Source organism: Halorubrum rutilum (assembly GCF_024494565.1).
Genome location: NZ_JANHDN010000003.1, coordinates 131166 through 145978 on the forward strand (window position 1 = coordinate 131166; position 14813 = coordinate 145978).

A 14813-nucleotide genomic window follows, 5' to 3' on the forward strand; every position below is an offset into this window, starting at 1 on the left:
CGAGGCGAAACAGGAAGCAAGGTCGGCGCCGAAAGCGCAACGAGGATACGGCCCGGCGCGAAAGTGGGGCCCATGTACGAGGCCGTGCACGCCCACCCGGACGGGGAGGCGACCGTCGCCCGCCACGCCGCCACCGCGGCGCGGTACGGCTACGACGGGATCGTCGTCCGCACGCGGGACGCCCTCCCCCCGGCCGGCGAGGGCGGCGAACCGCCGGACGAGGCGGCCGCGCTCCGCGAGGAGTACGGGGTCGACGTCGTCGACGCGGTCGAGGTCGACGCCGACGACCCGACGAGCGCGTCGGGCGCGGTCGGCAACTACCGGTCGGAGCGGACCGTCGTCTGCCTCGTCGGCGGCGACGACGCGCTGAACCGGTTCGCGGTCGAGGAGCCCCGCGTCGACGTGTTGGCGCGTCCGATGGCCGGCGGCGACATCAACCACGTCCTCGCGAAGGCGGCCCGCGACAACGGGGTCCACGTCGAGTTCGACTTCGGCCCGGTCCTCCGTGCGACCGGCGGGGAGCGGGTGCGGGCGCTCGCCGACCTGCGGAAGCTCCGCGAGGTCGTCGGCCACTACGACGCCCCGTACGTGGTGAGCGCGAACCCGCGGTCGCACCTCGGACTCCGGGCGCCCCGGGAGCTGGTCGCGGTCGGCGAGGCCGTCGGGTTCGACGCCGAGGCGGTCCGGGAGGGGCTCCGGGCGTGGAGCGAGATTGCCGACCGGAACCGCGAGCGGCGTTCCGAGGAGTTCATAGAGCCGGGGGTCCGACTGGGGAGGTATGAAGAGGACGGTTGAGGAGCACGCGGCGCGCTTCTCCGAGAAGGCCGCCGAGTACGACGACTCCAAGAGCGACGAGTACCACGCCTGCGCGAGCCTCGTCGTCGACTACGCCGACCCGAGCACCGACGACGTGGTCCTCGATCTGGGCGCCGGCACCGGCGCCATCGCCCTCGCGCTCGCGCCGGACGCCGAGCGCGTGCTCGCCCGCGACATCAGCGAGGGGATGATGGACGAGGGGCGGCGCAAGGCCGACGAGCGCGGGGTCGCGAACGTCGAGTTCGCGTACGGCGAGTTCCGCGAGCCCGAGGTCGACCCCGGTCAGCGGGTCGACGTCGTCACCTCGAACTTCGCGCTCCACCACCTCGCGGACGGCGAGAAGCGCGAGGCGATCCGCGAGATGGCCGCCACCGGCGCCCGCCGGGTCGTCCTCGGCGACGTGGCCTTCTTCGAGGGGCCGGACCCGGAGGCCCCGTTCTACGGCCCCGAGGTCGACGACCCCGCCACCGTCGGCACCCTCGTCGAGGCGTTCACCGCGGAGGGGTTCGCGGTGACCGCGGTCGAGCGCGTCCACGACCAGGTCGCCGTGATCGTCGCGGAGCGACCCGGCGAACGCGGGGGAGACGCCGAGGGCGGCCGCTCCCTCTCCGAGTGATCGCGCCGTGAAACACCTCCCCAAACACCTCCGGCCGCGCTGGCGGTACGTCGCGGTCGGGATCGAGACGTGGCCCGACGCCGACCTCGGGCGCCGCGCCTTCCAACGCGCGCTCTGGTACGCCGCCGGCAACCTGCTCGGCGACGCCGGCAGCGCCGACGCCGACCTCACGCTGCTCTCGTTCGCGCACGACGACAGCGTCGGCGAGGCGGTGGTGAAAGTCCGTCACGGCCACGTCGCCGAGGCGCGCGCGGCGATCGCCTGCGTGAGCGAGGTTGACGGCGAGGCGGTCGGGATCCACGTCCGTGGGATCTCGGGGACGGTGCGTGCCTGTGAGGAAAGATATATGGGTCGCGCGACCGCCAGTTCGACACAGCGAGACGTCGCGTTCGAGGGTGCCGAGCGGCCCGCGGTCGTGCGCGAGGACGCGTGCGACGTGCGGACCGAGTCGGGTTACGTCGGCGCGGCGGCGTTCGACACCGAGTGATATCATGCAGGGACAATCCCAACAGCAGGCGTACGACCGCGGAATCACGATCTTCTCTCCCGACGGCAGGCTCTACCAGGTCGAGTACGCCCGGGAGGCGGTGAAACGCGGGACGGCGAGCGTTGGCGTCCGCGCCGAGGACGGGGTCGTCCTCGCGGCCGACAAGCGCGCCCGCTCCCCGCTGATGGAGCCGGCGAGCATCGAGAAGCTCCACAAGGCCGACGACCACGTCGGCGTCGCGAGCGCGGGCCACGTCGCCGACGCCCGCCAGCTCATCGACTTCGCCCGCCGGCAGGCGCAGGTGAACCAGCTCCGGTACGGCGAGCCGGTCGGCATCGAGACGCTGACGAAGAACATCACCGACCACATCCAGCAGTACACGCAGGTCGGCGGCGCGCGCCCCTTCGGCGTCGCGCTGATCGTCGGCGGGATCGAGGACGGCGAGCCGCGCCTCTTCGAGACCGACCCCTCCGGCACCCCCTACGAGTGGCAGGCGCTCTCGATCGGCTCCGACCGGAGCGACCTCCGCGACTACCTGGAGGAGGAGTACGAGGCGGGCCTCTCCACTGACGAGGCGGTCGGGCTCGCGCTCGACACCCTCGCGCAGTCGAACGACGGCGAGCTGGCGCCCGACGGCGTCGGCGTCGCCACGATCACGGTCGACGACGACGACGGCTACACCGAGCGGTCGAACGACGAGATCGAGTCGATCCTCGACGAGCGCGACCTGCTCGCGACCGACGAGGACGCGCCGGCCGAGAACGGAGACGCAGACGACGCGACGGACGCCGACGAGGAGTAAGGCGCCCGCCGCGCGGCCCTTTCCTCGCCGTCGCCGCGACGCCCGGTCGGGAGAGTTATGCCGACGGGGGCCGACCGACGACGCGTGCAGAAGACGGTACTCATCACCGGCTGTTCCTCGGGTATCGGCCGCGCCGCGGCCCACGCGTTCAACGACGAGGGGTGGACCGTGTACGCGACCGCGCGGAACCCCGCGGACGTCGAGGCGCTCGGCGAGGCGGGCTGCGAGCTCGCGACGCTCGACGTCACCGACGGGTCCGACGTCGAGCGGGTCGTCGACCGGATCCTCGACGAGGAGGGGGCGATCGACGCCCTGATCAACAACGCGGGCTACGGCCAGTTCGGGCCGATCGAGGACGTGTCGACGGCGAAGGTGCACGAGCAGTTCGACGTGAACGTCTACGGCCCGCACCGGCTGACGAAGGCGGTGCTGCCGGCGATGCGGCGCGAGCGCGACGGCACCGTCGTCAACGTCTCGTCGGTCGCCGGGCGCGTCTCGTTCCCCGGCGGCGGCGTCTACTGCGGCTCGAAGTTCGCGGTCGAGGCGATGTCGGACGCGCTCCGCAACGAGGTCGCCGAGCACGGGATCGACGTCGTCGTCGTCGAGCCGGGACCGGTGAAGACGAACTTCTCGAAGCGCGCGCAGGCGGAGGCGGGCGTCGATCCCGACGGGGACGGCGGCGCCGACGGGGCCGACGCCGACGGCGACAGCGGCGACGGCATCGACCGCTCCGGCGCCTACGAGGAGTTCTACGAGCTGTTCGAGGACGCGAAGCTCGTCGGCGGCGGCGGTCCCGGCGCGGTCGAGCCGGAGCTCGTCGCGGGCGCGATATACGACGCCGCGAGCGCGACGAACCCGCCGGCGCGGGTCCAACCGGGCACCGCCGCCCGCGTCGGCGTGCTCGCGCGGTTCCTCCCGGACGCGCTGCTCGACCGCGGCTACGAGTTCGTCCGCAACTTCACGTCGTAGCGTCAGTCGTCGGGGTTCAGACTCCCGGGCCCCGACCCGACCGCGAACGGGCTCTCCCCCTCCCGCCACTCCCAGCCCGGGAGGCGCGTCTGGAACCCCGCGGCGAGCGCGGCGTCGAGGTCGTCGGCGCCGGCGGTCCCGGCGTCGTCGCCCGGCGCGGTTTCGTCCTCGTGCACGTGCACGTCCACGAAGTGGAACGTCGCCTCCGCGAGCAGCGAGAGGGGCCGACCGCCGGCGATCGTCGCCGCGAGCTCGCGGCCGAGGACCTCGTCGACGACGAACCCGGGGTAGTCGCCGGCGACGTCGAGGTCGCGGAGGAGCGCGACGCAGCCCGCGACGTTGACCGCGACTTCGCCGTCGGCGAAGACGGCGTCGACCTCGCGGCGGTACGCCTCGGGGGGCACGGGATCCACGTCCGTCTCGAACAGCGTTCCGAGCCGCTCGCGGCTCTCGTTGATGAGGGGGACGACGACGGGCGCGCGGTCGTGGACCCACGCGCGCTCGTCGCGGACCGTCTCTGGCGTGACGCGCATGCGACGTCGAACGCCGGCGGCGGGCAAGGGGTTTGCCCTTTGCGAAGGGTTTTATAATAACCGGGGTGTACGACCACCCAAGCGGGTTTTCGCTGGCTGTTCCCGCACGGTACCACCTACGGACAGTACTACCACTATGCCTACCCCGTCACGGTCGGCCGTTCGGCGGCGAGCGACGTACCGGCGCGCGGACGCGTTCGACGGCGGCGGCGACCCCGACGACCCGCGGTAAGATATGAGTCAAGTCGACAAGCAGCTCGATACCCTGAAATCAGAGATCGAACAGGAGATTCCGAACGACATCACGGTCACCGACGTCAAGTACGAGGGCCCGGAGCTGGTCGTGTACACCCGCGACCCGAAGCGGTTCGCCGGCGACGGCGACCTCATCCGCCGGCTCGCCTCCAAGCTCCGGAAACGAATCACGGTCCGCCCCGACCCCAGCGCCCTCTCTCCGCCGGCGCGCGCCGAGGAGGAGGTCCGGGAGGTGATCCCGGACGACGCCGGGGTGACCGACCTCGACTTCCACGAGGACACCGGCGAGGTCGTCATCGAGGCCGAGAAGCCGGGGATGGTGATCGGCCGCCGCGGCTCCACGCTGCGGGAGATCACCCAGGAGGTCGGCTGGACCCCCGAGGTCGTTCGGACGCCCCCGATCGAGTCCTCCACCGTCTCGAACGTGCGCGGCTTCTTGAAGAACGAGCGCGAGGAGCGCCGCGACATCCTCGAACGCGTCGGCCGGCAGATCCACCGCGAGGAGATGTCCGACGACGAGTGGGTCCGGATCACGACGCTCGGCTGCTGTCGCGAGGTCGGCCGCGCCGCGTTCATCCTCTCGACGCCCGAGACGCGCATCCTCATCGACTGCGGCGACAAGCCCGGCGCGGAGGGCGAGGTGCCGTACCTCCAGGTCCCCGAGGCGCTGGGCGCCGGCGCGGCGACCCTCGACGCGGTCATCCTGACGCACGCTCACCTCGACCACTCGGCGCTGCTGCCGCTCCTCTTCAAGTACGGCTACGACGGCCCGATCTACACGACCGAGCCGACCCGCGACCTGATGGGACTGCTCACGCTCGACTACCTCGACGTCGCCGCCAAGGAGGGGCGGACGCCGCCGTACGAGTCGGCGCAGGTCCGCGAGGCGATCAAACACACCATCCCGCTGGAGTACGGCGACGTCACCGACGTAGCGCCCGACGTGAAGCTCACCTTCCACAACGCGGGCCACATCCTCGGCAGCGCGGTCACCCACTTCCACATCGGCGACGGGCTCTACAACGTCGCCTTCTCGGGCGACATCCACTACGAGGACACCCGCCTGTTCAACGGCGCCGTCAACGACTTCCCGCGCGTCGAGACGCTCGTGTTGGAGTCCACCTACGGCGGCCGCGACGACTACCAGACCGACCAGGCCGACTCGGAGGAGGCGCTCAAGCGGGTCATCAACGAGACATACGAGCAGGGCGGGAAAGTCGTCATCCCGGCGTTCGCCGTGGGGCGCTCGCAGGAGATCATGCTCGTCTTGGAGGAGGCGATGCGCGAGGGCGAGATCCCGGAGATGCCCGTCCACCTCGACGGGATGATCTGGGAGGCGACCGCGATCCACACGACCTACCCCGAGTACCTCCGGGACGACCTGCGCGACCGGATCTTCCACGACGACGAGAACCCGTTCCTCGCCGACCAGTTCAACCACATCGACGCCGGCGAGGACGAGCGGCAGGAGGTCGCCGACGGCGACGAGTGCATCGTCATCTCCACCTCCGGGATGATCGAGGGCGGCCCGATCATGTCGTGGCTCCGCCACATCGGCCCCGACCCGGACTCGAACCTCGTCTTCGTCGGCTACCAGGCGCAGGGGACCTTAGGCCGCCGGATCCAGAACGGCTGGGACGAGATCCCGGTCGACGGCTGGGGCGGCGGGAGCCGCGGCGACACGCTCACCCTGGAGATGGGCACGGAGGTCGTCGACGGCTTCTCCGGCCACGCCGACCGGCAGGGGCTAGAGAACTTCGTGAAGACGATGAACCCGCGGCCCGAGAAGGTGCTCTGTGTCCACGGCGACGAGCGCTCCGTGCAGGACCTCTCGTCGGCGCTGTACCACGACTACAACATGCGGACGTTCGCGCCGAAGAACCTGGAGACGTTCCGGTTCAAGTGAGTCGTCCTCGCGGGTTCTGCGGCTTCAAACAGCCTCGTCCCGCATCGCCACGCGTTGAGGCGGAGCACTTTGGGCGGTCTTGACCCGTAGGCTGGCCACTCAGCGCGTCGTCGGCTTGCGGTGCGTCAGCAGGTCGTTCGTCGAGAATTTCAAGTCCGGGAACGCGAGAAGGGAGTACAGTTCCCGGTGAGACACCCGTCTGATTAGATGGTATATAGAAGTTAATTTGTGATGTGTAAGGCTATTGCACCGTAGTTTGTGACATACCGAAACGTAGTTCAATTTATAAAAATTATAAAATCTTATTCTGATACTTCACTGACCAATATCCGATGCCAGACAAGGCACGCCGTCGCGTACTGCAGGGCACTGGAGTAGCACTGACCGCCGGTCTCGCGGGCTGCGGCGCAAGTAGTTCCGGTGACGGCTCTGATGGTAGTTCCGGTGACAGTTCCGATGGTAGTTCCGGTGACGGTTCCGATGGAGAGTCCGATTCGACCGGAGATTCGTCGGGCAACGATTACGAGCCGGTCACGTTCCTGGAGACGCCCGGCGAGACTCCCGGGGATACCGAGGAGATGTGGGAGCCGTTCTCGGAGTACGTCAACTCGCAGGTCGACGAGCTGGACCTGAACGTCGAATTCGCGGACAGCACTTCGGGAATCGGCCAATCGCTTATCAACGACCAAGCCGAGATGACGCGCAGCGACATCGTGTTGCTCGCGAATCCCGAGGAGATTGACGTCGTCGGCATCGTTAACGAAGGCGGTGCGTCGGTGTACTTCTCCGGGATCGCGACGCGTCCGGACTCCGATATCGAGGAGCTGTCAGATCTTGAAGGAGAGAGCATCGTGTTCGCTGACCGGCTCTCGACGAGCGGATCGCTGTACCCCAACTACATGCTGAACCAGGCCGGACTGGACACCGGAGAGGCCCCGTACGGCGACCCAGTGGACTACGACGGGACGTGGACGAGCGGCCAGGCCGGCGCGATAGAGAACTTCCTCAATCGGGACGAGTTCGCCGCAGTCGGTTGTGACATCGCAGTTCTGTTGGAGTATATCCCGGAAGACCAATGGCCGGACCGGGTGCGCGAACGGTCCGGTCGATGGGACGACGACGTCGGATCGAGTTCGACGGAGCTAGAACTGGTCCAAGCGTCGCAGTCGCTCCCTCTCTCGCCCATCATCGCGCGCAGCAACTGGGAACACCCGCTGCGTTCCGACATCGAGGAGGCGATTCTCTCGATCGACGAGGGGACGCTACGGGAACCGGACGGAGACGTGGACAACCCCATCAGTGCGGTTTCGCCGGGTAGTAACGAGGATTATCAGCCCATTCTCGACGTGATCAACACGCTCGGCGTCGATCTGGGGGACCTGTAACTGTATATGGTCCTCCGCGTACAGGATTTGACCAAAGAGTACGGGGACACGACGGCCCTGTCAAACGTCTCCTTCGAGGTCCCCGATGGAAGCTTTGCTGTCGTGCTCGGCGAGTCTGGGGCTGGCAAGTCGACGCTGTTGCGGATCCTCAACGGGTTGACCGAGCCCACTTCGGGGAGTGTATACCTCGACGGACAGGAGATCACCAACTCGCGGTCGGACGTTGGAATGGTGTTTCAACAGCACAACCTCGTCGATGAGCTGAGTGCCTACGATAACGCCCTGACCGGGGCGTTCAACCGAACTGGGTACCTTCGGAGCCTGCTCAATTTACAGCCTACCGAGGATCGAGAACTCGCGTTGGAGGCGCTGAGCACGGTCGGACTGCTCGACGAAGCAGGTCAAAAAGTTAGTAGTATGAGCGGAGGCCAGCAGCAGCGCGTCGGGATCGCACGCGCGTTGGTTCAGCAGCCCACGCTCCTCCTCGCCGACGAGCCAGTCGCCAGTCTGGACCCTGCCAGTGCTGAAACGGTAATGACGTACTTCCGTGAGACTGCGAAAAAACGCGACCTCACGACGCTGGCAAGCCTCCATCAGGTCAATATCGCCCGGGAGTTCGGCGAGCAGTTCATCGGGATGAAAGACGGTGAGGTCATGTTTGTAGGCTCGCGCTCGAAGCTCACGCCCTCTATTCTCGAAGAGATCTACGGTGAGATCCAGACGAAAGAACTCCGAGAAGGGACCGAGACTACCGAACTGAACGAATCGATGCAGACCGAGGCCGCCGATACGAAAACCGGACTATGAGCACCGATCGCGATCGCCTCACTGAGAGGCTACTCCGACGGTTCCTCGGTGATACTCAAGAGGATTCGGCCGTCAAACAACGGCACAGCGAATTGAAACGTGCCAGACTGATACGTCGGCTGTCTCAGTCGGTTCTACTGATTAGCATTGCGGGGGTCCTGTACTTCTCATTGAGCGCGGCCGGGTTCTGGAGGACAGAGTGGCTGGAGTATTGGCCGCAGTTCACCGAAGCGCTCGCGCAGTATTTCCCGCCGAAGCTGTATTTCGGCGTAATTCCGTTTGTTGACCTCGGGCGCTACTATCGGTTCATGAACGAGGCTGGGTTGGTGGGAGAAGCTGGGATCACGCTGGCGATTGCGCTCGCGGGGACGATCATGGGCGCGCCACTGGCACTGCTGTTCGGTATCCTCGGAAACGAGCGGGTTACCCCGTTCCCGCTCAATTTCCTCTTTCGGGGGGTGATGAGTATCATTCGCTCGATTCCGGCGCTCGTTTGGGCGCTGATATACGTCCCCTTGGGCGGTATCACTCCGGTAACCGCAACACTCGCTCTCGGTACGGACACTATCGGAGAGCTGGGCCGACTACTCACCGACGAACTCGAAGAAGTCGATGACGGACCGATCGAAGGGATCAGGAGCACTGGCGCAGGTAAGCCTCAGATAATCACATTCGGAATGATTCCACAGATGGTCCGACCGTTCATCGCGTGGGCGATGTTCGTTCTGGAGAATAACGTCCGGTCTGCGGTCAGTCTCGGTATCATCGGAGCGGGCGGTCTCGGAGTGACGCTGACGATCGAGCAGCAGACGTTCAACTTCACGAATATGATGGCGACGATTCTGTTCATAGTGATACTCGTCATCTCCGTCGAAATGATCAGCCAGCGAACGCGCTCTTACCTCCGTGAGGGCGACGATGTGGAAGAGATGAGCTTCCGTCAGCTAGTTTTCGGCTTCCCCAGACGGATGTCCGATTCACTGCTCAAATAGACAGACGGGTCCGTATTGCTTCCATTACGCCTCCGAACAATGGAAGATAGAAGGTGTAGAACGCGTCTCCTACTGGATGGGACAAATAATTCAGTTAAATTGTTTCGACTGATCGGAGAAACTGCTGACGAACGGCTCGGATCGTGGTCTTAGCACGGAACCGGCTCGTCAGGATAGCAACTTACTTCGACGGGAGTATTTAACCCGCGACGCGGCAACGTCATCTCATGCGCATCGCGCTCATCGCTCACGACGAGCTGAAAGACGAGATGGTCGAGTTCGTCACGAAACACGCCGCGACCCTCGACGACTGCGAGCTCGTGACGACGGGGACGACGGGGAAACGCATCGCCGAGGAGACCGGCCTGACCGTGAATCGGCAGGCGTCCGGGCCGTACGGCGGCGACCTCCAGATCGGCGCGATGATCGCGAACGACGCGGTCGACGGCGTCGTCTTCCTCCGGGACCCGCTCACCGCGCAGGCGCACGAGCCGGACATCTCAGCGCTCCTGCGGGTCTGCGACGTGAAGGACGTGCCGCTGGCGACCAACGTCGCCTCCGGCGAGCTGCTCGTCGAGGGGCTGCTCGGCTCGCCGTGACGCCGCCCCGCACCCGAGTATCAGATCGGATAGCGAGAGGGGCGGCGTTTTAGGTGCGTTCCTCGTACCCCGGACCAATGACCGGTCACTCGGCGGCCCGGCTCGCCGCGCTGACGACCGCGCTCCTCCTCGTCTCGGCGCTCGCCGCGAGCGGCGCGGTCGTCGGGGGCGGCGCGGCACAGGCGGGCGTCGGCGCGGCGCAGGCGGGCGGCCCGGCACAGATGGGCGGCACTTCGGGCGGCGGTCCCGGCGGCGACGGGTCCGGCGGCGACGTGACGCCGCCGACGCGCTGTTTCGCGGGCGACGGCTACCCGATCTCGATCGGCGAGACCGGGGCGACGATCGACGCGGTCGTCCACCTCTCCGTGCTGACCGATCCCGCCGCGGGCAACGAGTTCGGGCTGGAGGCGGCCGGGACCCTCGACGGCGACCCCGTCGTGACGCTCGCCGCGGGTGTCCGGCTCACCGCGCGCGAGGCCGTCGTGAACGGGGTCGACCCGTTCGCGGCGTTCGACGTGTTGTACGCGTACGAACTCAACCTCCCGATGTTCGGCGGGGCGATCGACGACGCGGAGTACCGCGACGACGGCCCGCCGATCGAGTCGGGCGCCGGTATCGCTGACTGCTAAGGCGGGACGCGCCTCGCGTTCCGCCGCCGTCGTCGCCTCCCTCGCGTCCCGTTACTCCTCGTCGCCGTCGCGTTCCCCGCGCGCCGGCGAGCGAACGCCGCGAATGATCCCCAGCAGCTCCCGCCGCGCGTCCTCGGCGTCTCGACCGGCCGGATACGCGTCCGCACCGAGCGGGTAGGCGCCCCCGGCGAGGAGGTACTCGTCGGTCGCCCAGACCGCGAGCAGCGCCTCGACCGGGACCTCGCGGTCGCCGCCGCGACCGCCGTCGCTCCCGAGGCGGCAGTCGCCGCGGAAGGTCCAGAGCGTCGCGCGCGATCCCGCCGGGTCGTCGACCGCGATCTCGCGGTCGCCGCGGCGCTGGACCGCCTCGATGTCGCGGTCGGCGAGCCGGTCGCGGAACCCCTCCCTGGCCCGGCGCTCGACCAGCCGTGTGAGCGCGGCGTTCGGCGCGGTCTCGGGACGGATCCGCAGGCGACTCGCGAAACAGAAGGGCCGCGGCGCCGTCGCGTCCGCCCGCTCGTACCGCACCGTGCTCGCGGTCACCGAGACGGGACCCGCGGCGAACGGGCGGTCCGTCGACTCGGCGACGCGTCGCCAGCCGTCGAGGCGGTCGGCGGGCACGACGGGCGGGTCCATGGCGGCCGTTCGCCGGGAAGGTAATTAAAAGCGGGCGCGGGCCGGAGCGTCGTCGGGGCGGTGAGGGGAGGGACGTGGAGGGGTCACAGCGTGCCGCGGCGGGCCGAGAGGAACCGCTCGGGGCCGGTCAGTGGTCGTCCTCCCGCCACTTGTGCTCGCACTCGGTGCAGACGAAGAAGCGCGTCTCGGACTCGTCGGCCGAGCGGATCTGCTGCATGTACCAGTACGCGCGGTCGTTGCCGCACTCCGGGCAGTGCGCCGTCGTCTGCGGGAGCCCCTTGTCCTCCGCGTCGCTCACGTCGATGACCTCGGACTCGACCTGCGACTCGGTGGTCCACTCGTCGTCGCCGTCGTCGCGTCCGACCTCGTTGCCGCAGGAGTCGCACACCCAGTGGTCCTCGCCCTCGCCCGACTTCATCATCGAACCGCACTCGTCGCAGAACTTCATGGCGGAACCCAGCCGCGGATCGCATATAAACGGCGGGATCGCGAACGAACGGGAGCGTCGCCGGACCCGTCACTCGTCGCGGTCGAGGTGCTCGGCGAGCGCGAACCGCACGCGCTCCTCGTCGCTCCCCTTCGTCTCCCGGCCGGTGACGACGACCTCGCCGATCTCGGCCGTGTCGTCGACGTGGGTCCCGGCGCAGGCGGTGCGGTCGTAGGGGTCGGCGTCGGCCTCCGGGCCCGCCTCGTCCGCGCCCGCGGCGCCGATCTCGACGATCCGGAGCTCCTCGATCGAATCGGGGAGGAGGCGGATGCGCGTGCGCTCGGGGTCCAGGGTCGCTTCCGCCTCGGCGCGGTCCAGCAGGTAGCTCGTCACGGGGCGCTCGTCGGCGACGAGCTCGTTCAGCCGCGCCTCGATTCGGTCGAGGTCCGCGTCGTCGAAGCGGTCGTACGCCGCGTCGAGGTGCGCGCGGTCGTCGTACAGCTGGTTCCCGGTGGTGGCCGCGTCGAACTCGTCGAGCAGCAGCGCCGACAGCAGGTGCTGGGCGGTGTGGTACCTCGAGTGGGCCGCCCGACGCGCCGCGTCGATCTCGCCGATCACCGCCGTTCCCGGGTCGGGCGGTGAGGGGTCGCCCCCCTCGTCGCCGGTCGTCGGCGCGAGCGTGTGGTAGATCGTGTCCTTCTTCTCGACGTCGACGACCCGCCATCGGGCGTCGCCCTCCCCGTCCGCGACGCGGAGCGTGCCCGTGTCGTGGGGCTGGCCGCCGCCGGTCGGGTAGAACGCCGTCCGGTCGAGGACCACCCGGTCGTCGAGCGTCCGCTCGACGGTCGCCTCGAACGTCGTCACCGCGTCGTCGGCGAGGTACAGCGCCTCGGTCATGCCCGAACGAAGCCGCTCCGTCGACATAGGTGGTGCGTTCGGCGCGGGCGACGGGCGCGCCGACCGCGAGCGAGAGCGTGAGAGACGGGGAGAGGTGCGGGAGAGACGTGTCTGGGGACCGAACCGCGGTCTCAGCGCTGATACTCGGACGTCGACGCTTATCAGTGCTCCCGCCGTAGACGGCCGCATGGACAGCCGCGACCGCGCACAGAGCGAGGTGATCGGGACCGTGCTCCTCATCGGGCTCACGATCACGGCGGTGGGGGTGACGGTCGCGATCGGCTCGGCCGCGCTCGCCGACGCGCAGGCGTCGGCCGACGTGCAGCGCGTCGAGGGGGCGATGACGCAGGTCGACTCGAAGACGAGCCTCGTCGCGCACGGCGGGTCGACGAGCCAGCGCGTCCGGCTCGATCCCGGCTCGACGGCGAACGCCCGCATCGACGGGGACGCGGGCCGGATGCGGATCGAGGTCGAGACGGAGGACGGCGACGTCGAGGCGCGGAACGTGACGCTCGGCGCCGTGGTCTACGAGCGCGGCGACGACCGCGTGGCGTACCAGGGCGGCGGCGTCTGGCGCGCGAACGAGGGCGGCTCGTGGATGGTGTCGCCGCCGGAGTTCCACTACCGCGGCGACACGCTCACCCTCCCGCTGGTGACGATCGACGGCGAGGACGGTCGCTTCCGCGACTCGGCGGTCGTCACCCGGAACGCGAGCCGTCCGGACCAGTTGTTCCCGAGCGGGGACGTCTCGAACCCGCTGCTCGGCGGGAACGTCACCGTCACCGTCGAGAGCGAGTACGCTCAGGCGTGGGGGCGGTTCTTCGAGTCGCGCACCGAAGCGAACGTGACGCGGCTGGCCGACGACGAGGTCGAGGTGCGGCTCCGGACGGTGACGACCCATCCCGCGCTCAACGCGAGCGTCTCGTCCGTGGCACAGTCACAGCTCGCTCTCGGCGGCGTCACGTCTCTTTACGCGGACAGTTACGACTCGTCCCAGGGGGCGTACGATCCTGATACCGCGGGCAGTGAGGCTCGAATACGAACGAGCGGACAGTTTCAGCTGGTCGCAAACGGCGGGGGACCGGACTCGTTCGAGGTTCGCGGAGATGTTGTGGCAGATTCATTTAATCCCTCACAGAATAGTAGTAAATGGAAAAAGAATACAAATATAACTGGAGATCTGATTCGAAACAGCGGATCTATCGATCCCGGCCCGACCTCGGGTGCGATAGCCGAGCGAATAGCGCAAGTCAAGGCGCTCGGCCTCGACGAACCCGGAGAGTGTCGCAGCGATTCCGAATTCGATGACGGAGGCACCCACCCGATCAGCGAAGATACGTGCTTCGCGGACGGCCTCGAAGTATCCGACGGGACCACGCTCCGGATCGAGGACGGATCGACGGTTCACGTCCAGGGAGGCCTTGACGTGGGCGAAAATGGGAGAGTCGTGTTCGATAGCACGAGCGGTGACATCGAGGTCCTCCTAGAGGACGAGCTCTCTATCGAGAGCGACGGACGGATCGACTCGGTAGGTGGTGGCCGCAACGTCCTCTCCGTCGACGCCGGAATAGACGTTCAGGACCAGGGGTCGATCGAGACGGACGAGGACACCCGCCTCGACCTGTACAACACCGGCGAGATAGATCTCTCGGATAGGGCACAGATCACCGCGGACGGGGACGTGGCGGGCAACCTCTGGCTCTATTCGAGCGGGAGCGAGATCGAATTCGACGGTCCCGGCGAAGATAGCGTCGACGACAGGGACATTCGGTTTACCGGCGTCCTCTACGCTCCCCAGAGCGAGGCGTACGTCGAGGGGAGAGTCACATTCAAGGGGTCGAACACGTTTCTGAGCGTCAATTCGGGCGAAGCCGACGACAACGGAAACGGCGGCAACGACGATTACGTCGATATCAGCTTCCATTACGACGAGGCGCTTCAGGGATCTCACCCGTTCGGGGGCGGCTCCGTTCCGGTCGTGAGTCACCTCCACGTCTCCCGCCATCGGGTAGTTATTGAGACGAACTGAGCGGAGCGTCTGCCGACGGGGTTCACTT

The 14813-nt window shown here is 67.7% G+C and carries 16 protein-coding genes; 12 read left to right on the forward strand and 4 right to left on the reverse strand.

Translation table 11 applies throughout. The features are described 5' to 3' along the window. Nucleotides 1-72: 72 nt before the first annotated feature. The 5 genes from NO900_RS07285 to NO900_RS07305 are packed head-to-tail and all read left to right on the forward strand — an operon-like array spanning nt 73 to nt 3690. Nucleotides 73-795, forward strand: coding sequence for an RNase P subunit p30 family protein (locus NO900_RS07285; protein ID WP_256408559.1), 723 nt, complete (start codon nt 73-75; stop codon nt 793-795). Beyond that, complete coding sequence (locus NO900_RS07290) at nt 779-1432, forward strand: class I SAM-dependent methyltransferase (protein ID WP_256408560.1); 654 nt, start codon at nt 779-781, stop codon at nt 1430-1432. The genes NO900_RS07285 and NO900_RS07290 overlap by 17 nt, the downstream gene beginning before the upstream one ends. Before the next feature lie 7 nt (nt 1433-1439). Next, nucleotides 1440-1919 carry an Rpp14/Pop5 family protein gene (locus tag NO900_RS07295; RefSeq protein ID WP_256408561.1) on the forward strand — a complete coding sequence of 160 codons (480 nt, stop codon included), beginning with the start codon at nt 1440-1442 and terminating at the stop codon, nt 1917-1919. 4 nt (nt 1920-1923) lie between these two features. Continuing rightward, nucleotides 1924-2721: an archaeal proteasome endopeptidase complex subunit alpha gene (gene psmA / locus NO900_RS07300; RefSeq protein ID WP_256408562.1), complete on the forward strand. Its 798-nt coding sequence runs from the start codon at nt 1924-1926 to the stop codon at nt 2719-2721. Nucleotides 2722-2778: 57 nt separating this feature from the next. Beyond that, the gene (locus tag NO900_RS07305) at nt 2779-3690 is read left to right on the forward strand and encodes an SDR family oxidoreductase (RefSeq protein WP_256408563.1); all 912 of its coding nucleotides are present in this window, start codon (nt 2779-2781) and stop codon (nt 3688-3690) included. Between the two features lie 2 nt (nt 3691-3692). Here the strand turns inward: NO900_RS07305 and NO900_RS07310 are convergent, their stop codons facing one another. Next, nucleotides 3693-4223, reverse strand: coding sequence for a DUF7984 family protein (locus NO900_RS07310; protein WP_256408564.1), 531 nt, complete (start codon nt 4221-4223; stop codon nt 3693-3695). Between the two features lie 235 nt (nt 4224-4458). On the opposite strand from NO900_RS07310, the gene NO900_RS07315 reads away from it, so the two are divergent. The 6 genes from NO900_RS07315 (at nt 4459) to NO900_RS07340 (ending at nt 10796) form a co-directional block, all read left to right on the forward strand. Then, entirely contained in the window at nt 4459-6384 is a 1926-nt protein-coding gene (locus NO900_RS07315) for a beta-CASP ribonuclease aCPSF1 (RefSeq protein WP_256408565.1), read from the forward strand. A gap of 332 nt (nt 6385-6716) precedes the next feature. Further along, the gene (locus tag NO900_RS07320) at nt 6717-7769 is read left to right on the forward strand and encodes a PhnD/SsuA/transferrin family substrate-binding protein (RefSeq protein ID WP_256408566.1); all 1053 of its coding nucleotides are present in this window, start codon (nt 6717-6719) and stop codon (nt 7767-7769) included. Nucleotides 7770-7775: 6 nt separating this feature from the next. Continuing rightward, a complete protein-coding gene (locus tag NO900_RS07325; protein WP_256408567.1) occupies nt 7776-8576 on the forward strand; it encodes a phosphonate ABC transporter ATP-binding protein in 801 nt (266 codons plus the stop codon). Next, on the forward strand, nt 8573-9568 hold the full coding sequence (phnE, locus tag NO900_RS07330) for a phosphonate ABC transporter, permease protein PhnE (RefSeq protein ID WP_256408568.1): 996 nt from the start codon (nt 8573-8575) through the stop codon (nt 9566-9568). Before NO900_RS07325 ends, phnE begins: the two co-directional genes overlap by 4 nt. Nucleotides 9569-9795: 227 nt before the next feature. Further along, on the forward strand, nt 9796-10167 hold the full coding sequence (locus tag NO900_RS07335; protein WP_256408569.1) for a methylglyoxal synthase: 372 nt from the start codon (nt 9796-9798) through the stop codon (nt 10165-10167). Nucleotides 10168-10244: 77 nt separating this feature from the next. Then, complete coding sequence (locus tag NO900_RS07340) at nt 10245-10796, forward strand: DUF7332 family protein (RefSeq protein ID WP_256408570.1); 552 nt, start codon at nt 10245-10247, stop codon at nt 10794-10796. Nucleotides 10797-10847: 51 nt separating this feature from the next. On the opposite strand, the gene NO900_RS07345 is transcribed toward NO900_RS07340, so the two are convergent. The 3 genes from NO900_RS07345 to NO900_RS07355 all read right to left on the reverse strand — a co-directional run bounded on the left by NO900_RS07345 (nt 10848) and on the right by NO900_RS07355 (nt 12756). Next, nucleotides 10848-11432 (reverse strand): DUF6517 family protein, encoded by a 585-nt coding sequence (locus NO900_RS07345; RefSeq protein ID WP_256408571.1) that lies wholly within the window; start codon nt 11430-11432, stop codon nt 10848-10850. A 127-nt stretch (nt 11433-11559) separates the two neighbouring features. Next, on the reverse strand, nt 11560-11880 hold the full coding sequence (locus NO900_RS07350; protein WP_256408572.1) for a transcription factor S: 321 nt from the start codon (nt 11878-11880) through the stop codon (nt 11560-11562). A gap of 69 nt (nt 11881-11949) precedes the next feature. Next, on the reverse strand, nt 11950-12756 hold the full coding sequence (locus NO900_RS07355; protein ID WP_256408574.1) for an alanyl-tRNA editing protein: 807 nt from the start codon (nt 12754-12756) through the stop codon (nt 11950-11952). A 187-nt stretch (nt 12757-12943) separates the two neighbouring features. Here NO900_RS07355 and NO900_RS07360 point away from each other — a divergent pair, with 187 nt between their 5' ends. After that, a complete protein-coding gene (locus tag NO900_RS07360; protein WP_256408575.1) occupies nt 12944-14785 on the forward strand; it encodes a DUF7289 family protein in 1842 nt (613 codons plus the stop codon). The last annotated feature ends 28 nt before the right edge of the window (nt 14786-14813 follow it).